This is a genomic window from Bacterioplanes sanyensis (assembly GCF_002237535.1).
GTDB lineage: Bacteria > Pseudomonadota > Gammaproteobacteria > Pseudomonadales > Oceanobacteraceae > Bacterioplanes > Bacterioplanes sanyensis_A.
Window position 1 is genome coordinate 3,080,847 of the sequence record NZ_CP022530.1, and the last position, 19,667, is coordinate 3,100,513.

Below are 19,667 nucleotides of genomic sequence, written 5' to 3' on the forward strand. Positions count from 1 at the left end.
TATTCGATCACGTTGGTTATCAAACAGACAACATCTCTGGTTTCTGACACAGGGTGGCGACCAAAAGTCGCTTCGCTCAGAGCCTGCGAAACAGCAATCAGCAGTCACTGCTAAAGGAGTAAGAATGTCAACGAACACCCCTAAAATCATTTACACCGAGACGGATGAAGCACCGGCTCTGGCCACTTACTCATTGCTGCCTATCGTAAAAGCGTTTGCTCAATCTGCGGGCATCGAAGTTGAAACGCGTGATATCTCCTTGGCAGGTCGCGTTGTGGCGACGCTGGGCAAATATCTGAATGAAGACCAGCGCGAGAGTGATGCGCTGGCTGAGCTGGGCGAGCTGACCCAGCATGCGGATGCCAATATCATTAAACTGCCCAACATCAGTGCTTCCATTCCGCAGCTGAAGGCCTCGCTGAAAGAACTGCGCGCTATGGGTTACAACTTGCCTAAGTACCCAGACAACCCGACCAGTGAAGACGAAGTGGTACTGAAAGCCTTGTACGACAAGGTGAAAGGCAGTGCGGTGAACCCTGTATTGCGTGAAGGCAATTCTGATCGCCGTGCTCCTGCTGCGGTAAAAGAGTACGCACGCATATATCCGCACAGCATGGGCGAGTGGAGTAAAGACTCTAAGTCGCATGTTGCTTCCATGTCAGATGGTGATTTTTACAGCAGTGAAGAGTCGCTGACCATGGCGGACGCTGGCAGTGTCTCCATTCGTTTTACCAGCGACAGCGGCGAGCAAAAAACACTGAAAGAAGGTTTGGCGCTGCAGGCAGGTGAAGTGATCGACGCCGCCGTAATGAACTGCGCAGCGCTGCGCGAGTTTTTGCAGCAGCAAATCGAAGAGTGCAAGCAGCAAGACGTGCTGCTGTCTCTGCACTTGAAAGCGACCATGATGAAGGTGTCTGATCCCATCATCTTTGGCCACGCAGTAGATGTATTCTTCCGTGAGTTGTACGCCAAGCATGAAGCGGCGTTTAAGGCCGCCAGCATCAGTGTTAACAATGGCTTTGGCGATGTCATCGCCAAAATGGATCGCCTGCCGGAAGATATTCAAGCTCAGGTGCGCGAAGAGATCGATGTCATTTTGGCCAAGCAGCCGCGAGTGGCGATGGTCGACTCAGATAAGGGTATTACCAACCTGCACGTGCCCAACGACGTGATTGTGGATGCGTCCATGCCAGCGATGATCCGCAACTCGGGCAAAATGTGGGGCCCTGATGGTGAGCTGTACGATGCGAAAGCCATCATCCCAGATCGCTGCTACGCCGGCGTATACCAGGAAACCATCGACTTCTGTAAGCAGCACGGTGCTTTCGACCCAGCTACTATGGGCAGCGTGCCCAATGTTGGCCTGATGGCGCAAAAAGCAGAAGAGTACGGCTCTCACGATAAGACGTTTGAAATGACCTCTGCTGGCACCGTCGAGGTGATCGATGAGTCGGGTGCGGTTCTGTTGTCGCACACCGTTGGTGCGGGAGACATCTGGCGTATGTGTCAGACCAAAGACGCACCAATTCGTGATTGGGTGAAGTTGGCGGTTAACCGCGCTCGTGCGTCGAGTACACCAGCAGTTTTCTGGTTGGATGAGAATCGTGCTCACGATGCTCAATTGATCGCGAAAGTGAATCAGTACCTGCCAGAACATGACACCAGTGGTTTGGACATTCGCATTATGCCGCCAGTAGAAGCGACACGCTTCTCTTTGCAGCGCATTAAAGAAGGTCAGGATACTATTTCGGTTACTGGTAACGTGCTGCGCGACTACCTGACGGACTTGTTCCCGATCATGGAACTGGGCACCAGCGCTAAAATGCTGTCTATCGTACCGTTGATGAACGGCGGTGGTTTGTTCGAAACCGGTGCCGGCGGTTCCGCGCCGAAGCACGTGCAGCAGCTGGTGGAAGAAAACTTCCTGCGCTGGGATTCCTTAGGCGAATTTATGGCGTTGGCGGCTTCTCTGGAGCATTTGGCCAAAGTGGCCGACAATGCGCGCGCTCAAGTACTGGCCGATGCGCTAGACAAGGCGACCGGGCAGTTGCTGCAAAACAACAAATCACCCAAGCGCAAAGTGGGTGATATCGACAACCGCGGCAGTCATTTCTACCTGGCACTGTACTGGGCGCAAGCGCTGGCAGAGCAGAGTGATGATACTGAGTTGCAAGCGGCCTTTAAGCCAGTTGCCGATGCGCTGGCCAGCAACGAAGAGAGCATCATTGCTGAGTTGAACGCGGTTCAGGGCTCGCCAGTGGAACTGGGTGGCTACTATCGTCCAGATCCAAAGCTGGCAGAAAAAGTGATGCGCCCATCGGCCACCTTCAACAAGATTGTTGATGGTATCGCTGGCTAAGTGATCTTGTTGTGAAAACTAAAAAAGGCCGTCAGAGAAATCTGGCGGCCTTTTTTGTTGGGTTAAGCTTCGAGCGGCTGAATGTTAATGGCGTGAATGCCTTTGTCGCTGGGCTTGGTCTCGAACTGCACAGGCTGCCCTGCTTTTAGTGTTCGATAGCCGTCCATTTGAATGGTCGAATAATGGGCGAATAAATCTTCGGAACTGTCATCGGCCAGAATAAATCCGTAGCCTTTTGCATTGTTAAACCACTTCACCTTGCCGGTTTTCATGGCTACACCTCCCTTGCAATAGCTGCGCAGCGACCGCTCAGCTGAGTCATTGAAAAACTGTGTTTCAACACTACGTTGCAGATTTGGTGCCGTCAAGCATTGTCAAGTTTAAATTCATCCCCACTTAAACACTGTGGCAGCGCTGTTGCCTGCAGGGGCAGCGCGCTATCATGAGCGTGATGTTAAACACCAACAGTGACCTTAAGAAATTATGCGTAATCTGGTAATGCAAAACCCCGAGCATCACGACGATGATGGCGGACTGGCCGTTGAGCAATCGCGGCCTGAGCTAAAGCGCCCCTCCATGTACAGTGTCATCATGATGAACGATGACTACACCCCCATGGAGTTTGTGGTCGAGGTGTTGCAGAGCTTCTTTAATAAGGACCCTGAGCAGGCAACTCAGATCATGCTGACGGTGCACACCAAAGGCAGTGCGGTGTGTGCCATCTATACTAAGGATGTGGCGGAAACTAAAGCCGCCATCGTGAATCAATACTCTCGTGACTGCCAGCACCCACTGATGTGTGAGGTTGCGCCGGCAGGTGACAGAGAATAGGAGGCAGCATGCTGAACCGAGAACTGGAGCAAACTCTAAATGGTGCGTTTAAAGACGCCCGCTCCAAACGACATGAGTTTATGACGGTCGAGCATTTGCTGTTGGCATTGCTGGACAACGACGCTGCGGCAAAAGTGCTCGAAGCGTGTGGGGCTGATGGCGCCAAGTTGCGACGCGATCTGCAGGATTTTGTTGATTCCACCACGCCTTTGATTCCAGAGGACGACTTGGAGCGTGAAACGCAGCCGACACTGGGGTTTCAGCGCGTTTTGCAGCGTGCTGTGTTTCATGTGCAAAGCTCAGGCAAGTCTGAAGTAACCGGCGCCAATGTATTGGTGGCGATCTTCAGTGAGCAAGAAAGCCAAGCTGTGTATTTTCTCAAGCAGCAGGGCATCGCTCGCATCGATGTGGTCAACTACATTAGCCACGGCATTTCTAAGGTCAGTGGCCCTGAAGAGTCATCTGAGCAGATGTCTGAGCAGCATGACGAAGAGACCGAGGGCGGCAGCAAAAACGCCTTAGAAGGGTATGCTTCTAACCTCAACCGCCAAGCGAAAGACGGGCGCATTGACCCACTGATCGGGCGTGAGTATGAGGTCAGTCGTCTGGTGCAGATTCTCTCCCGTCGGCGCAAAAACAATCCGTTGCTGGTCGGTGATTCAGGTGTTGGTAAAACCGCCATCGTAGAAGGCTTAGCCAAACGTATTGTGGATGGCGATGTGCCGGACATTATTTCCGACGCTGTGGTGTATAGCCTCGACATGGGCGCGCTGTTGGCTGGTACTAAGTATCGTGGCGATTTCGAGAAGCGCTTTAAAGCCTTATTGGCAGAGCTGAAAAAGCAGCCGCACGGCATTTTGTTTATCGACGAGATTCATACCATTATTGGTGCCGGAGCTGCCTCCGGTGGGGTTATGGACGCCAGTAATTTGCTCAAGCCGCTATTGAGCTCGGGTGAGGTGCGTTGCATTGGTTCTACCACCTTTACCGAGTTCCGCGGCATCTTCGAAAAAGACAGCGCTCTGACTCGTCGTTTCCAGAAAATCGATGTGGCGCAACCATCCGTTGAAGACACCTACAAAATCCTCAAGGGCCTGAAGTCACGCTTTGAAGAGCACCACGACGTGCGTTACACCGACAAAGCCCTGCGCGCTGCTGCCGAGCTGTCGGAGCGCTACATTTCGGATCGCAATCTGCCAGACAAGGCCATTGATGTTATTGATGAGGTGGGAGCGTTACAGCATCTGTTGCCCGTCAGCAAGCGCAAGAAGGTCATCAACGTTGGCGAGGTTGAGCAGGTAGTTGCCTCGATTGCCCGAATTCCTCCGAAGTCAGTGAATGCGTCCGACAAGCAGTTGCTGTTTAAGTTGGAAGACAAGCTGTCGATGGTGGTGTTTGGTCAGGACGAGGCCATCCAAAGTTTGTCGACGGCCATCAAGATGAACCGCGCTGGTTTGAATTCTCCGGAAAAACCCATTGGTTCGTTTTTGTTTGCCGGCCCTACAGGGGTGGGTAAAACGGAAGTATCGAAACAGTTGGCCCATGTCATGGGGTTAGAACTGGTGCGTTTTGATATGTCTGAGTACATGGAGCGTCATACGGTGTCACGGCTAATCGGTGCGCCGCCTGGGTACGTCGGTTATGACCAGGGCGGTTTGCTAACTGAGGCCATCAATAAAACACCGCATTGTGTGCTGCTGCTCGATGAGATCGAGAAAGCCCACCCAGAGGTGTTTAACATTCTGTTGCAGGTCATGGATCACGGCACCCTGACCGACAACAATGGCCGCAAGACAGACTTCCGCAATGTCATTCTGATCATGACCACCAATGCCGGTGCGCAGCAAATGAGCCGCGCCAGTATTGGTTTTACTCAACAAGATCACAGCACAGATGGCATGGAGGAGCTGAAGAAACTGTTCACGCCAGAGTTCCGCAATCGTCTGGACAGCATCATTCAGTTCTCGCCATTGGGTCGCGACACCATTTTGCATGTAGTTGATAAGCTGTTAGCCGAACTTCAGGGTCAGCTGGACGACAAAGGCGTGGTGCTGAATGTGAGCGACGAAGCGCGCATTTGGTTGGGTGTTAACGGATATGACGAGAAAATGGGCGCACGGCCTATGAATCGCCTAGTGCAGGACAGAATTAAAAAGCCGTTGGCTGAAATTATTTTGTTCGGAGAACTAGAGAAAGGCGGCGAAGTAGACGTGTATGTTGAAAACGACGAGCTTCGCCTCAGAGTTCCTGAGGAGGTATCAGCGTGAGCTGATATCTCCTTAGCGCGCGCGGTAGGTGATGCGGCCCTTGCTCAGGTCGTAGGGAGTTAACTCAACCTTAACCTTGTCACCGGTTAAAATCCGGATGTAGTTCTTACGCATCTTGCCAGAGATATGGGCGGTCACTACGTGGCCGTTCTCTAACTTAACGCGGAACATAGTGTTCGGCAGGGTATCAATTACCTCACCTTCCATTTCAATATGATCGTCTTTTGCCATTCGTCACCTGTATAGACCATGCACAATGCGCGCGCATTCTGCACTAATTACACCGAAGAAGCAAAGGCGCAGAGCACTGTGGCGGATGATTCTCAGGATTTTGCCTGCCAAACACCGTTTTGCAGCAAATCCAGCGGTTGCCACTCTGCCTTATAGGTCATCTTCTTGCAGTTATCGATGTAATAGCCCAGGTAGTGATAGGGCAGCTTTAGGGCAATGGCAACGGCGCTGAGCGAATAAATCAAATAGCGCCCTGGGCTGCAGTGCTCGTAATGAGTGTCGAAGTAACAATAAACGGAAGAAACGCCGTCTTGCAGCAGGTCAAACACTAGGCAACCTATTAGCTGCTCTCCGCAACGCAAGGTTAAAAACGCAGTATTGCCGAAGTGGCTGGTGATGAATTCTTCATACTGCTGCTGTGATGGTGGATACATAGCGCCGTCGCGATGGCGAGCATTGATGTAGGCGCGGTACAGGCGGTAGTGCTCATCACTGTAGTGAGCCGTTTCTACCGCTAGGTGGAACGGGCGGCAATACTTAATGGCGCGCTTCAGGCGCCGATTGATACGCAGCTTGAGCGGCTCAAATCTGGCCGACTCGCAAGCGTTACAATCCGGGCAGGCTGGTCGGTACAGTAATTGCCCGCTGCGGCGAAACCCTAGCCGGTTGAGCTGGGTGAGCTCCTCCGTCGTCAGTGCCACTCTGGGGTCAACGTAATCGCTGCGTGACCAGTGATTTGGTAAATAGCCGCACGGAGTGGTCTGTGTTGGCCGGTACAAACTTAAAGAACGCATCAGCTGAGCACACACGGCAATGGCGTGGGAGTTGGGTGTTGAATGGCCGACCGCAAGCGATCTTCAAACTCCGCCCGCTCGACTTCCATGCAACCAAATTGCGCCAGATGTTCTGTTTGCATCTGGCAGTCGATTAACGTCACACCAGCATCAAGCAAGATCGGTGCGGCGGTCGCGAACGCTAACTTGGAAGCATTACTGGCGCGTGAAAACATAGATTCGCCAAACAGCGCAGAGCCAATCAAAACGCCATACCAGCCGCCAACCAAGGCGCCATCGTTCCAGGCTTCGACGCTGATGGCGCGCCCGGCGGCGTGCAGCCTGGGGTAGTGCAGCAGTAATTCATCATCGATCCAAGTGCCGCCTTCGGCATCGCGCGGTTCAGCGCAGGCGGCTTGCACCTGTTCAAACGCTTGATTGGCGGTAATAAAGTAGGGCTGGCGCCGCAACAACTTGCGTATCGTACGAGACAAGCGGAACTGCTCTGCAGTAATAATGGCGCGTGGAGCGGGCGACCACCACAGCCTTACTTCCTGTGGGTCATTCCACGGAAAGATGCCGCGTCGGTAGGCCGCGTCAAGCCACAGTGGCGATACCCGGCCGCCGGCGGCCAGCAGGCCATTGGGATGTTCCAGAGCCTGAGCCGTTGGTGGAAACTCAGGTCGGCTGTCTGGGTCCAGCCAATCAAGCATGGTGCGTGTTACACTCCTGAATTGTTAAACAGTGCGGTAAAAGAGGATCTATTTTGCCCAAGGATACGCCCGATTCCAGTGCTCAGCCAGCGCCACGTAGACGCTGGGCCGATGTGCTGTTTTTTGTATTGGCATTGATCTCTTCTTTGCTGCTGCTGGCGTTGATGAGTTATTCGCCGCAAGATCCCGGTTGGTCGAATATTGGTCAGCGCAGCGCGGGGAACCTGATTGGTCGCACCGGGGCTTGGGCCGCTGATGTGCTGTATCACGGTTTTGGCTACCTTGCTTACGCCATTCCTTTATTGACCACGCTGCGAGCTTATTTAGTGATGCGCGGCCAACCCATGCCGGGTCACTGGAGTCGTCGCCCCGTCGGCCTAGTATTGGCGTTGCTGTCACTGTGCACGCTAGCCCATATGAGCATATTTGCTGCGAGTCACTTACCCACCGGCCCGGGCGGCATGGTTGGCGACAGTCTGCTCGACGGGTTGCAGCCTTGGCTGGGTTTCGTTGGTGTTGCGCTGGTGATGATAGCCGTCGCGGCGATTGGGTTGATGTTGTTCTTCGACTTTTCTTGGCTCTCGGTGTTTGAGCGCATCGGCGATGCGCTGTTATCCCTCGCTCGCCAGCTATTTGCCAGCGACAGCGATGCAGCTGAACCCAAGCATAAAGTGGTGCAAGTTGAGACCGAACCAGAGCAGAAACGAAGCTTTATGGCACGCTTATCGCGTTGGCTGCCATCAAGACCTGCGGCCAGCTCATCTGAAGAGCCCAGGCCGGAAGAAGCGGACAACGCAAATAAAAAGCCGCAGCCAGTGCTGGAGTCAAAATCGGAGCCGTTGCTGGATTTTTCCATTACGCCCGGCGATGAATTAACAGATAGTATTGAGCCACCGCTACTTGCCGAACCTGTTCGCCAGCCTTCTGAGTGCGATGCGCAATCTGCCAAAGCAACCAGCGCCGAAAATACAAAAGCACCGACTGACGGCAATACACACGAGCAAGAACTGTTAATCACGCCGCTGGAGAAGCGCGAGACGGGGCCAAGTAAGCGCGCCCAGCGAGATTTGCAAGGCAGTTTGTTTAAACAACCTCAGCCTTTGCCCTCCATTTCCTTATTGGATCCACCACGGAAAGACCAGAAAAGCGGCTTCTCAGCCGAGCGCCTAAAGGAAATGTCGAAGTTACTGGTGCAAAAGTTGGCCGACTTTGGCGTTAAAGTTGAGGTCACCGCCGTTGCCCCTGGGCCAGTGATTACGCGCTTTGAGATCCAGCCTGCGCCCGGAGTGAAGTCGAGCAAAATTTCCAACTTAGCTCGTGACTTGGCGCGCTCCATGGCCATGGTCGCCGTGCGTGTGGTGGAAGTGATACCGGGCAAATCGGTGATGGGCATTGAAGTGCCCAATGAAAACCGCGCACTGGTGTCTCTGTCGGAAATTTTGTCGTCACAAGAATACGACGACAGCCCGTCACCGCTGACCATGGCATTAGGACACGACATTGCCGGCAATTCGGTGGTGACGGACTTGGCGAAAATGCCGCATTTGCTGGTGGCGGGTACAACCGGTTCGGGTAAATCGGTTGGCGTGAACGCGATGATTTTGTCCCTGCTGTTCAAGTCGACGCCAGATGAGCTGCGCCTGATCTTAGTCGATCCCAAAATGCTGGAACTGTCGGTGTACGAGGGCATTCCGCACCTGCTGACGCCCGTCATTACCGATATGAAAGAAGCGCACAATGGGCTGCGTTGGTCGGTTGAGGAAATGGAACGTCGTTATCAACTGATGGCGGCGCTTGGGGTGCGTAACATTGCTGGTTACAACAAAAAGGTGAAGCAAGCGATCAAAGAAGGTAAGCCGTTGGCTGATCCTTTGTGGCGCATTGACCAAAGCTTTGATACCACGCCGCCCACGCTGGAGCTGCTGCCTTATATCGTCATTGTCATCGATGAGTTTGCCGACATGATGATGATGGTGGGTAAAAAGGTTGAAGAGCTGATTGCGCGCATCGCTCAAAAGGCTCGCGCTGCCGGCATTCATATGATTTTGGCGACACAGCGTCCGTCTGTGGACGTCATCACTGGCCTGATCAAGGCCAACGTACCAACCCGAATTGCGTTCCAGGTGTCGTCGAAAATTGATTCACGCACCATTCTTGATCAGGGCGGTGCTGAGCAGTTGCTAGGCCATGGCGACATGCTGTTTATGCCGCCGGGCAGCTCGCTGCCGGAGCGCGTGCACGGCGCGTTTGTCGATGATGACGAGGTGCATCGGGTCGTGGCCGAGTGGAAAACCCGCGGCGAGCCTGAGTACATCGAAGAAATCACTCAAGGCAGCGAAGGGGATTCAGTGCCTGGCTTAGAAGCTGGCGACGAAAAAGACGATTTGTACGATCAGGCGGTGGCCTTCGTGACAGAATCCGGTAAATGTTCCATTTCCTCGGTGCAGCGTAAACTCAGAATTGGCTACAATCGCGCTGCTCGTTTGGTGGAAACTATGGAAGCATCCGGTGTTGTATCTCCGCCAGCTCACAACGGCAGTCGCGAAGTTCTGGCTCGTGCTGCACCCTCCGATTAACAGTAAGGAAGTCGAATGTTTAAGATGGCCCGCTTAGGTTTGTTGTTGTGTTGTTTGCCCGCACTAGCCTTAGCCAATAGCAATGCCGCCACCGATGAATTGTTACAGCGCTTGCAAACACTGCACTCCATGCAAGCCAGTTTTGAGCAGCGCACCTTGGCCAGAGATGGCAAAGTGCTGCAGCAGCTGACCGGTCAAATTCAAGTCGCACGGCCAGGAAAAATGCGTTGGCATACCGACGACCCATACCCCCAGCTGGTGGTGTCTGATGGCGAGCTGCTGTGGATTTACGACATGGATCTCGAGCAGGTAACCATTCGCCATATGGATCAGCGCGTGCAGCAAACGCCAGCCTTGCTGTTGAGCGGCCAGGCCGAGGCGATTCGCGACAGTTTCAACGTCAAGGCTGAAGGCGACACTCAGCAGCGCACCTACCGCTTGCTCCCACAAGACAATAGCCAGTTGTTTGAGGAGCTGCGCTTTGCCTATCAGGGCGAGACACTGCAGCGCATGGAGATTCTGGATGCGGCAGGCCAGTTGACGGAAATTCAGTTCCAGCAGTCGGCGGTCAATCAGACGATGGATGAATCGGCCTTCGTCTTTAATGTGCCGGAAGGGGTAGACGTCATCGACGGTCGCCATGACTTCTGATCTGTTTGCTGAAAACAACGGTTATCAACCACTGGCTGCACGCATGCGACCGGCCTCGCTGGATGACTATGTTGGCCAGCAGGCAGTGGTCGGCGCAGATTCGCCGCTTCGTCGTGGGCTGGATCGAGGTGAGCTGCACTCGTTAATTTTGTGGGGGCCGCCGGGCGTCGGCAAGACCACTCTGGCGCGTTTAATGGCCAGTTATGTCGATGCCGAGTTTCTATCGCTCAGTGCCGTGATGTCAGGTGTCAAAGACATTCGTGAAGCCGTCGATAAAGCCCGTCAGGTGCAATACCGCGGTGGTAAAACGGTACTATTTATCGACGAGGTGCATCGGTTTAACAAGTCGCAGCAGGACGCGTTTTTGCCCTACGTGGAAGATGGTACCGTGATTTTTGTCGGTGCGACCACGGAAAACCCGTCCTTCGAACTGAACAATGCACTGCTGTCCCGTGCGCAAGTCTATGTGCTGAGTGCCCTGAGCGAGTCCGACCTGCTGGCCATAGCGACCAGTGCGCTGCAGCGTTTTGGCGATGGAATAACCGCCGATCAAGAAACGCTAACGCGCTTAGCCCGCGCCGCCGATGGCGATGGCCGTAAGCTGCTCAACTTACTCGAACTGGCGTTGCAGCTGGCCGATGGCTGCATCGATGAAGCTGTGCTGCAGCAAGTACTCAGGCAGTCGCTGCGGCGCTTTGACAAAGGCGGCGATGACTTTTATGAGCAGATATCGGCGCTGCACAAATCTGTGCGCGGCAGCGACCCAGATGCCTCGCTGTATTGGTTGTGTCGCATGCTGGATGGTGGCTGTGACCCGCTGTATATCGCTCGCAGGGTGGTGCGCATGGCAAGCGAAGACATTGGCAATGCCGATCCGCGCGCGTTGACTTTGTGCTGCAACGCCTGGGATGTGCAGCAGCGCCTTGGCAGCCCAGAAGGGGAGTTAGCCATCGCTCAAGCTGTTGTGTATCTCGCCTGTGCGCCGAAAAGCAACGCCGTCTATAACGCTTACAATCAGGCCAGGCGCCTGGTGCAGCAGCGCCACAGTGATGATGTGCCTGTTCATCTGCGCAACGCGCCGACGGCCATGATGAAAGACCTGGGATATGGCGAAGAGTACCGCTACGCCCACGACGAGCCGGATGCCTTTGCTGCCGGTGAGAGCTACTTCCCCGAGGCACTGCACGGTCAGCAGTTTTATCAGCCGGTAGAGCGTGGCTTGGAAGGCAAAATCGCAGCCAAGTTGCGACACTTGCGCGAGTTGAATCGGCAATCGCCGCGCCAGCGTTACCCGGAGTCAGAGCCATGACCTATCTGTGGGTGGGGCTGGGCGGTGCGCTGGGCGCCATGGCGCGCTTTTGGATGGCCAGCGCAGTGTTTCGTGCTTTCGAACGCCCGTTTCCCTATGGCACCTTATCGGTCAACCTGTTAGGCTCCTTGGCCATAGGCGTTGCATACATCTGGCTGGTACAGCAGCAGTGGGGCACGGAGCACCACAAGCAGCTGGCCATGATCGGCTTTCTTGGCGCCTTTACAACGTTTTCTACGTTTTCCCTGGAATCGCTCACTCTGATGCAGCAAGCACGCTGGTCCGCCGCCTTTATTTATATGGGTGTCAGTCTGGTAGGCTGTTTATTGGCCACCGCATTGGGCATGTGGGTAGCAAAATCACTGGTATAAGACATCATGCTGGACATTAAATACATTCGCGACAACCTGGACGACGTCAAAGCTGGCCTGGCAAAAAAAGGATTCATCTTTGATGACATTGAATTCAAACGTCTTGATGAGCACCGCAAGTCGGCGCTGACTAAGGCCCAGTCCCTGCAAGCGGAAAAGAAAAAAGCGTCCAAGCAAATTGGCGCCCTGATTGGCCAGGGCATGTCGCCAGAAGATGCCAAGGCTCAGGTCATGGGTAGTATTGATGCAGACATCACCGATGCCGAGCAGGCCGCCAAGCAGGCCGAACAAGCATTGCACGATTTGCTGATGAGTGTTCCTAATGTGCCTGATGCCGAAGTGCCACACGGCAACGATGAGGACGACAACGTCGAAGTGCTCACTTGGGGTGAGCCGACGTCGCTGAGCTTTGAAGCCAAAGATCACGTCGATTTGGGCGAGCCGTTTGGCCTGAACTTCGATCAAGGCGCCCTGGTTGCTGGCTCTCGTTTTGTTGCCATGAGCGGCAAGATGGCGCGCCTGCACCGCGCGCTGACGCAGTTTATGCTCGATCTGCACACCGACCAGCATGGTTACACCGAAACCTATGTGCCGTATTTGGTGAATCGTGAAGCATTGGAAGGCACCGGACAACTGCCGAAGTTCGAAGAAGATCTGTTCAAGATCCCAGCCGCTCAAGGTGATAAAGACTTCTACTTGATCCCAACCGCTGAGGTGCCTGTCACCAACTTGTTGCGCGATAAGGTCAACGACATTGAACTGCCGCTAAAACGTGCCGCCCATACGCCATGCTTCCGCTCAGAAGCCGGCAGCTATGGACGTGACACGCGCGGCATGATTCGCCAGCATCAATTCGACAAGGTTGAGCTGGTGCAATTTGTGCGAGCCGATCAATCCGATGCTGCTCTGGAAGAACTCACAGGTCACGCTGAAGCCGTGCTGCAGGCGCTGGAATTGCCTTACCGCAAAGTCATCCTGTGTGGCGGTGACTTGGGCTTCTCTGCCGCCAAAACGTACGACTTGGAAGTGTGGCTGCCGGGCCAGAAAAAGTACCGAGAGATTTCGTCGTGCAGTAACTTCCGCGACTATCAAGCGCGTCGCATGGGTGCACGCTGGCGCAACCCAGAAACCGGTAAGCCAGAGCTGCTGCACACCTTGAACGGCAGTGGCTTGGCGGTTGGCCGCTGCATGGTTGCCGTGCTGGAAAACTATCAGCAACAAGATGGCAGCATTCGTATTCCTGCGGCCCTGCAGCCATACATGGGCGGTTTGCAGGCCATCAGTTGATGGATTTGCCACTCATATTGCGCCGTACGCCACGCTTCGTGGTGTATGGTGCAGGCCAGGTGGCCGCACGACGGGTGCCGTCCTTATTGAACAGTGGCTGCCAAGTCACGGTTGTCGCCCAGCAAGCACACGCCGATATACAGCAGCTGGCTGAGCGCGGCGATGTTGAGTGGCAACAACGTCAGGTGTCACCGTCCTCCGAGCAGTTTGATGGTGATTGCTGGTATGTGCTGGCCCTGGACGATGCGTCGCTCAATGCGATTTTGGCAAAGCAAGCCCGTGCCTGCGGTGCTTGGGTATGTCGCGCGGACTCTCCCGATGACAGTGACTTCTACTTCCCTGCAGTGATTGACCGCTCGCCGGTGTTGGTCACTGTGTCCAGTCACGGTACGTCACCGGCGCTAACACGCTATCTTCGCCAGCGTCTGGATACTTTTTTGCCTGCCGAAATTGCCGACTTAGGTAACTTTGTTGCCCGTTGGCGCCAACGTGTTCGCCAAACCTTGCCGCTCAGTCAGCGCAAGTCGTTCTGGCGCCAGTGGATGCGCAGTGTGGCGCCTGAGCGGGTGTTGGCGCGCCAGCACGACGCGGCAGAATCACTCACACTCGAAATGCTCGATGGTAAGCAAGTGCAAGCTGGCGAAGTGTATTTGGTCGGAGCCGGCCCTGGCGACCCGGATTTATTAACCTTCCGCGCGCTGCGCTTGATTCAGTCGGCCGATATCGTGTTTTACGACCGCCTCGTGGGCAATCCGATTTTGGATTTATTGCCGCGCGATGCTGAGCGCTATTACGTTGGCAAAGCGCGCAGTGATCATGCTGTGCCGCAGGAGCGCATTAATCAGTTACTGGTGGAACACTCTCAACAAGGCAAGCGTGTACTGCGACTGAAGGGCGGCGATCCGTTTATCTTTGGTCGTGGCGGCGAAGAGCTGGAAACACTGGCCGATGCGCAAGTACCGTTTCAAGTGGTGCCTGGCATCACTGCTGCGGCCGGTTGTGCGGCTTATGCGGGGATTCCGTTAACCCATCGCGATCATGCACAAAGCGTACGCTTTGTGACCGGGCATTTAAAAAATGGCAGCTGCGATTTGCCCTGGCATGAGCTGGCTCACCCAGATCAAACATTGGTGATCTATATGGGGTTAGCAGGCTTACCACAGATCTGTCAGCAACTGATCGATCACGGCATGTCGCCCTATACCCCCATTGGCCTGGTCGAAAATGGCACGCGCCCGGATCAGCAAGTGCATGTCAGCACGTTGGCGCAGATGCCTGCTTACATCCATCGACGAGAGATCCAGCCGCCGACGCTGACCATCGTGGGCTCAGTGGTGAGCTTAAGTGAGCGCCTCAACTGGCGCTGATGCGCCTTTCAACTTCCTGCTGTTTATTGCCGAGAGGTTTTGTTTGGCCTGCTAGACTCAGGCTAATCAAAGCCGCTATCTACACTTGGCAAAGTCAACGTATTGAGGTTCTGTATGCAGTTTCTTGGCGCTGTTAGCATCAAAGTTAAAATCCTTTCGCTCGCCGCTGTGGCCATTGTTGGCTTTATTACTAATCTTCTTATCAACTCTAGCGTCAACCAGGAAAACTCAGAGCGCTTGCAGACCATTCAAGAGCGCTATTTTCCCGTGGTGCAGGAGTCGAAAGCCAACCTAGTGCGCTTGGCGCGAATCGAAGAGCTGCTGTCTACCGCAGTCAGTACCGGGGAAATGGACTTTGTACGCAGTGCCGATGCACTGCAAAAAGAAGTGCTGAACAGCTTTGACAGTCTGGATTCCCTCTGGCCCGGCGCCGCTAATGACAGTCGCTCCGCACGCCAGGCCTTCAGTGAGTATTTTCGTGTAGCACGTAATGTCTCTGCTGGCATGGCAGAGGGCACCATCGACATGAGCAGCCTCAGTGGCTCAATTAAAACCATGAATGCCGCGTTGGAGCTCAGCCGAGGGCAAATGCAGCAATACAGCGCCGCGGCAATTGCCGCTTTTGACGAAACGGTCACCCAGTCCAATAACGCGGTGAAGGATGCCCTGCTGTATGGAATGATCGTCACCCTAGTCGCTGTGGTGATCTTATTATTGGTTGCTTGGAGCACCACACGCAGCATTGGTAAGTCGCTGTCCGGCTTGCTGGGTTCACTTAAAGACATTGCTCAGGGGGAAGGGCACCTGACTAGGCGCATCGATAAAACCAGCAGTGATGAAATTGGCGACGTCGTTGACTGGTTCAACCTGTTCGTAGAAAAGCTGCACAGCAGCATTGGTGAAATCGTGGCTGCTTGTCAGCCACTGACGAAAGTCTCCGCCGACTTGGGCGACCTCACCAGCCAAACCTCCCAGGCGTCCGAGCGACAGAATATGGCCACTGAGCAGGTGTCGCTGGTGGTCGAAGAAATGGCGACCAGCATTCGTGAAGTGTCGAGTAGCGCCAATTCGGCGGCAGAAGCGGCCCATGACGCAGATAGCTCCGCCAAGGCCGGTGGTGAGGTGGTCAATCAAACCGTTACCAGCATCAATCGCTTGGCACAGGAAGTAGAGCGAGCAGGCGATGTGATTCGCCAGCTCGAAGCCGACACCGGCAATGTAGCCGCCATTCTTGATGTTATTAAAGGCATCGCTGAACAAACCAACTTGCTGGCACTCAACGCCGCCATTGAAGCAGCGCGGGCGGGCGAGCAAGGCCGCGGCTTTGCGGTGGTGGCCGATGAGGTCAGAACTCTGGCATCAAGAACGCAGGACAGCACCCAAGAGATTCAAAACGTCATTGAAAAGCTGCAGTCCGCCGCCAATTCTGCTGTCAGTGCCATGGCCGACAGCAAAGCTCGAGCTGAAGAAAGCGTCACGCAAGCGGCCAAAACCAACGACAGCTTAAGCGTTATCACCGAGAAAATTGAATCCATTTCGGCCATGAACATGAGCATAGCCTCGACCACCGAACAACAGGACCAAGCAGCGGCGAGCATTTTGGAGAATGTCAGCGGTATTCGCGCTACCTCGGAGGCTGCGCTGGCCAGCGTGCAGCAAGTGGAAAATGCCAGTCAGTCGTTGGCCAGCATTTCCGCCACCTTGCAGCGCGTCACGGGTCAGTTCCGGGTTTAAGGCTCCGGGTATAAGTTACAAACAGTTTTCAGGGCGTGGCAGCCCTGCAATTCGCGCTGCTACTTTGGCGGGGCTGCCAGGAAATAAGCTCAGCAAATAAATACTCCTGGCTTTGTCCGCCCCCAGTTCGGAGCGAATGTACTTAGTCAGCGGGCGCATAGCCGGAGCTAGGTCATATTGCTGATAGAAATCGCGCAATAAGTGAACAATCTCCCAATGCGCTGGCGTTAGCTCGATACCCTCATCCTGTGCCAGCTCTGTCGCCACCTCGGGTGACCAATCGTCTAGGTTTTTAAGGAATCCATCGCTGTCCAGTTCAGCCATCAGTCAAACCAACTCAGTGTGCGTGTTGCGGTTAATGTTAGTGTCAGCCATTCGGCATCATTCAGCCAGGTCAGCGGCAGCGATAGTAAGCCTTGCTGTTGGCCGTCATCGCGACGTGCAAGGTAGTGGAGCTGTTGGCTGCGCTGAGCCAACAGGCCTTGTTCCAGCAGCACAATGGCGTCGCCGTCGGTAAAGCTATCGAGCATGCGCTGATGGACATCGGCGCGACTGGAGAATAGTAAGTGCAGGGTCATGATTAAAAACTCAAACAATGATCGGCGCTGGCAATCCACTGGCGAATTTGCTCACGCGTCGCCGGCGTCGCACTTGGAGTCAATTGCGTGGCATCTATGACGCCTTGTATGGCATCTTGGTCGAGGTAGTACACTTGGTCGCAATCAAACAGAGGCAAACTTTTCACCAGCTTGGCCGGCGATTTGCCACCTAGGTGCAGAGCTTGTGCATCCTTGAGCAGCCAACCCATGCCAGCGCCTTCAAAAATGACCTTCGGCGGCAGCTCAAAAGCCGCCAGAGCCAATATCAGCTCCAACGCTTCAGGATCAGGCGTGGGAGCACTGCGCACCATCACTAAAATATCCATATTAGAACTCCACGATGCGGTCGCTGTCCGTCATCGCGCTGGCCACCTCGCCCAAGCCGCGCAAAACGTAGTGTGATTGCAGAGTTGCCTGCTGGCCGTAACGATCGGCTTCTTGTTGGTCAAAAATGCCTCGCCTTAATGCGTTAGCAATGCACAATTGCAGCTCGACGCCTTGCTCTGCAACGGCCAGCCATTGCTGTTCAACCGACGTTTGTCCTTGCGGCGCTTGCTGGGCCAGTCCGGCAAATACAGCATCTTGGTAAAAGAACACGCGCTGAATGGTGTGGCCTGCACGCAAGCATGCTTGCGCAAACGCCAAGGCGGAGCGATGGCCGTTGGCGACATAGGGGCTGCGACGCACCAATAGAGTAAAGCGGGCCATGAAGCAAGATAACTCCGTTGAATCTGAATGGCGGTATTCTCAAGAAGAAGGCAGGGGAAAACAACCCACCCCTATGCTGGCAATGGACAATACCGTACCTTCGATGTGTATTCAGAGGTGCTAATGGTGATGGCTATCAGGCTCGAGTTTTCCCTCTACGTTACCCGAGGCGTATAAACAAGGCAGGGGGGTAGAAGGGGCGGTGGGAGGACCCAGTAAAAACTCCAGCGGATGCTCGCAAATCGGCGCTATGGTATTGATTTGATTAAAAAAGTAGTTGACGCGCATGTTCGCTAAGGTATCATGCGCCCATCGCTTGGAGGGATGGCTGAGCGGTTGAAAGCACCGGTCTTGAAAACCGGCATACGTTAATAGCGTATCTAGGGTTCAAATCCCTATCCCTCCGCCATATTCGAAAAAGCCGGCTTTTAGCCGGCTTTTTTTTGTCTGCAATAAATGGGGTGCTACCCCATCACGCTGTGCAGGGATGCCAGCAGCAAGCCGCCACACCACAACGACAACACGCCTACCGCCAACCATTCAGCTTTGACGATCCGTGCCATCACGCACGGGCGCGACAGCGCATTTAATAGGGATTTCAGGGTCCGTTCCGACACCAGGCTTACTCCACAAGGGCAGATAGTGACAAAGATGGACCGATTCCTGCGCAAAGCCTATCCGATTTCAGTAGCTTCTTGTTGCAGGCTGTGAGTGACGTTAACAGAATGTAAACGGCTGACTGGAAGGTCAGTCGCCATGCCCTTGTTCCAGCATGACGCCAATAAACTCATTGGCGCTGCGGCCCAGCGCATTAAGGTCGTAGCCGCCTTCGAGCAGAGCCAACCACGGCGTGTTGCGACTGTCGGTGACATGACTGATCCACTGAGCGATCCAGCGATAGTCCTCATCCACCAAACATAACTCCGCCATAGGATCCTCGTAGTGGGCATCAAACCCTGCCGAGACGATGATCAGCTCAGGCGCGAAGCGGCGCAGTGGCTCCGCCCAGCAATTGAGTACGGCGTCGCGAAAGTCGCGACTGCCAGCGCCGGCACTCAGGTAGCCATTGACCAAATTGTTGTACTTATTGGATTCGTAGTGGCTGTAGGGGTAGAACGGGTGCTGAAAGGTGGAGCACAGTAAAAAGCGTACGTCGTTTTGTAAGATATCGATGGTGCCATTGCCCTGGTGCGCGTCAAAGTCGAGGATGGCAATGCGCTGTAAGTGATGCGCTTCTGCAGCTCGCAGTGCTGCCACGGCAATGTTGTTGAAAAAACAAAAGCCCATGCTGCGCTTGTGCTCCGCGTGGTGCCCAGGTGGGCGGGTGGCAACAAAAGCGTTACGAAATTGTCCGTTTAGCACCGCGTCCACCGCTTCGACCGCCGCGCCAGCAGAGTAGTAGGCCGCTTCTAAGCTGCCCGGCGACATAGGCGTATCTTCATCGACATAGATGCGGCCATGCTGCGGCTGAATCATATCCAGCTGTTCGACATAGCCGGGGCTGTGCGCGCGCAATATGTCAGAACGTTTGGCTGGGCCACTTTCGCAAATGGTCAGCTTGTCCCACAGCCCAGACTGTTTTAGCGCATTCTCAATGGCCGTGATGCGCAAGGCGTGTTCCGGGTGATCGTCCCCTGTGGCATGGGAAAAGTGCTCATGAAAGCAAAAATAGGCGGTCGACATATGGCGTAGCGTTCCTGTTTTGTGACAGTGTACTGGTCCTGTAAAGCTTTCAAAAGCCAGGATGTATTCGACAATGGGCTAAAATCGTCGGGCACAGCCTTCCGGTAAGCTCGCATGACATTCAAGCAGGTAGCAGTTGCTACTTTCTTGCTGCACGTCATGATGCCCAACACTGGGATGGCGACACTGTCGTTCGCCGCTACATGTC

At 54.5% G+C, this 19,667-nt stretch carries 20 protein-coding genes and 1 tRNA gene; 11 read left to right on the forward strand and 10 right to left on the reverse strand.

The window, feature by feature from the left end:
- The first annotated feature begins 124 nt into the window (after positions 1-124).
- On the forward strand, positions 125-2,359 hold the full coding sequence (locus CHH28_RS14270; protein WP_094060942.1) for an NADP-dependent isocitrate dehydrogenase: 2,235 nt from the start codon (positions 125-127) through the stop codon (positions 2,357-2,359).
- A gap of 62 nt (positions 2,360-2,421) precedes the next feature.
- On the opposite strand, the gene cspD is transcribed toward CHH28_RS14270, so the two are convergent.
- Positions 2,422-2,631, reverse strand: a complete 210-nt coding sequence (gene cspD, locus CHH28_RS14275; RefSeq protein WP_094060943.1) for a cold shock domain-containing protein CspD — start codon at positions 2,629-2,631, stop codon at positions 2,422-2,424.
- A 211-nt stretch (positions 2,632-2,842) separates the two neighbouring features.
- On the opposite strand from cspD, the gene clpS reads away from it, so the two are divergent.
- Together clpS and clpA are read left to right on the forward strand one after the other, a co-directional pair.
- Positions 2,843-3,190 carry an ATP-dependent Clp protease adapter ClpS gene (gene clpS, locus CHH28_RS14280; RefSeq protein WP_094060944.1) on the forward strand — a complete coding sequence of 116 codons (348 nt, stop codon included), beginning with the start codon at positions 2,843-2,845 and terminating at the stop codon, positions 3,188-3,190.
- An 8-nt stretch (positions 3,191-3,198) separates the two neighbouring features.
- Positions 3,199-5,457 (forward strand): ATP-dependent Clp protease ATP-binding subunit ClpA, encoded by a 2,259-nt coding sequence (gene clpA, locus CHH28_RS14285; RefSeq protein WP_094060945.1) that lies wholly within the window; start codon positions 3,199-3,201, stop codon positions 5,455-5,457.
- Positions 5,458-5,469: 12 nt separating this feature from the next.
- Here the strand turns inward: clpA and infA are convergent, their stop codons facing one another.
- The 3 genes from infA to aat all read right to left on the reverse strand — a co-directional run bounded on the left by infA (position 5,470) and on the right by aat (position 7,174).
- Positions 5,470-5,688: a translation initiation factor IF-1 gene (infA, locus tag CHH28_RS14290; RefSeq protein WP_028292799.1), complete on the reverse strand. Its 219-nt coding sequence runs from the start codon at positions 5,686-5,688 to the stop codon at positions 5,470-5,472.
- Between the two features lie 92 nt (positions 5,689-5,780).
- Entirely contained in the window at positions 5,781-6,482 is a 702-nt protein-coding gene (locus tag CHH28_RS14295) for an arginyl-transferase family protein (protein WP_094060946.1), read from the reverse strand.
- A complete protein-coding gene (aat, locus tag CHH28_RS14300; protein WP_094060947.1) occupies positions 6,482-7,174 on the reverse strand; it encodes a leucyl/phenylalanyl-tRNA--protein transferase in 693 nt (230 codons plus the stop codon). The genes CHH28_RS14295 and aat overlap by 1 nt, the downstream gene beginning before the upstream one ends.
- Positions 7,175-7,227: 53 nt before the next feature.
- Between aat and CHH28_RS20070 the strand changes: the two genes are divergently transcribed.
- The 7 genes from CHH28_RS20070 to CHH28_RS14335 all read left to right on the forward strand — a co-directional run bounded on the left by CHH28_RS20070 (position 7,228) and on the right by CHH28_RS14335 (position 16,469).
- On the forward strand, positions 7,228-9,750 hold the full coding sequence (locus CHH28_RS20070) for a DNA translocase FtsK (protein WP_269843661.1): 2,523 nt from the start codon (positions 7,228-7,230) through the stop codon (positions 9,748-9,750).
- 15 nt (positions 9,751-9,765) lie between these two features.
- Entirely contained in the window at positions 9,766-10,401 is a 636-nt protein-coding gene (lolA, locus tag CHH28_RS14310) for an outer membrane lipoprotein chaperone LolA (protein WP_094060948.1), read from the forward strand.
- Positions 10,391-11,710, forward strand: a complete 1,320-nt coding sequence (locus CHH28_RS14315; RefSeq protein WP_094060949.1) for a replication-associated recombination protein A — start codon at positions 10,391-10,393, stop codon at positions 11,708-11,710. Before lolA ends, CHH28_RS14315 begins: the two co-directional genes overlap by 11 nt.
- Positions 11,707-12,081: a fluoride efflux transporter CrcB gene (gene crcB / locus CHH28_RS14320; RefSeq protein WP_094060950.1), complete on the forward strand. Its 375-nt coding sequence runs from the start codon at positions 11,707-11,709 to the stop codon at positions 12,079-12,081. Before CHH28_RS14315 ends, crcB begins: the two co-directional genes overlap by 4 nt.
- A gap of 6 nt (positions 12,082-12,087) precedes the next feature.
- Complete coding sequence (gene serS, locus CHH28_RS14325) at positions 12,088-13,368, forward strand: serine--tRNA ligase (protein ID WP_094060951.1); 1,281 nt, start codon at positions 12,088-12,090, stop codon at positions 13,366-13,368.
- Entirely contained in the window at positions 13,368-14,735 is a 1,368-nt protein-coding gene (cysG, locus tag CHH28_RS14330; protein ID WP_094060952.1) for a siroheme synthase CysG, read from the forward strand. The genes serS and cysG overlap by 1 nt, the downstream gene beginning before the upstream one ends.
- Positions 14,736-14,849: 114 nt before the next feature.
- Positions 14,850-16,469, forward strand: coding sequence for a methyl-accepting chemotaxis protein (locus tag CHH28_RS14335; RefSeq protein ID WP_094060953.1), 1,620 nt, complete (start codon positions 14,850-14,852; stop codon positions 16,467-16,469).
- 15 nt (positions 16,470-16,484) lie between these two features.
- On the opposite strand, the gene CHH28_RS14340 is transcribed toward CHH28_RS14335, so the two are convergent.
- Genes CHH28_RS14340 through tusD form a run of 4 tightly spaced genes read right to left on the reverse strand, consistent with a single transcriptional unit; the run spans position 16,485 to position 17,776 of the window.
- On the reverse strand, positions 16,485-16,793 hold the full coding sequence (locus CHH28_RS14340; RefSeq protein ID WP_094060954.1) for a TusE/DsrC/DsvC family sulfur relay protein: 309 nt from the start codon (positions 16,791-16,793) through the stop codon (positions 16,485-16,487).
- Positions 16,793-17,047 (reverse strand): hypothetical protein, encoded by a 255-nt coding sequence (locus CHH28_RS14345; RefSeq protein WP_094060955.1) that lies wholly within the window; start codon positions 17,045-17,047, stop codon positions 16,793-16,795. The genes CHH28_RS14340 and CHH28_RS14345 overlap by 1 nt, the downstream gene beginning before the upstream one ends.
- Before the next feature lie 2 nt (positions 17,048-17,049).
- The gene (locus tag CHH28_RS14350) at positions 17,050-17,394 is read right to left on the reverse strand and encodes a DsrE family protein (protein WP_094060956.1); all 345 of its coding nucleotides are present in this window, start codon (positions 17,392-17,394) and stop codon (positions 17,050-17,052) included.
- 1 nt (position 17,395) lies between these two features.
- Positions 17,396-17,776, reverse strand: a complete 381-nt coding sequence (gene tusD, locus CHH28_RS14355; RefSeq protein WP_094060957.1) for a sulfurtransferase complex subunit TusD — start codon at positions 17,774-17,776, stop codon at positions 17,396-17,398.
- Positions 17,777-18,094: 318 nt separating this feature from the next.
- Between tusD and CHH28_RS14360 the strand changes: the two genes are divergently transcribed.
- Positions 18,095-18,185 (forward strand) — tRNA-Ser (locus CHH28_RS14360).
- A 55-nt stretch (positions 18,186-18,240) separates the two neighbouring features.
- Here the strand turns inward: CHH28_RS14360 and CHH28_RS19935 are convergent.
- Positions 18,241-18,393, reverse strand: coding sequence for a hypothetical protein (locus CHH28_RS19935; protein ID WP_157729924.1), 153 nt, complete (start codon positions 18,391-18,393; stop codon positions 18,241-18,243).
- 130 nt (positions 18,394-18,523) lie between these two features.
- Positions 18,524-19,459 (reverse strand): histone deacetylase family protein, encoded by a 936-nt coding sequence (locus CHH28_RS14365; RefSeq protein ID WP_094060958.1) that lies wholly within the window; start codon positions 19,457-19,459, stop codon positions 18,524-18,526.
- Between the last annotated feature and the right edge of the window lie 208 nt (positions 19,460-19,667).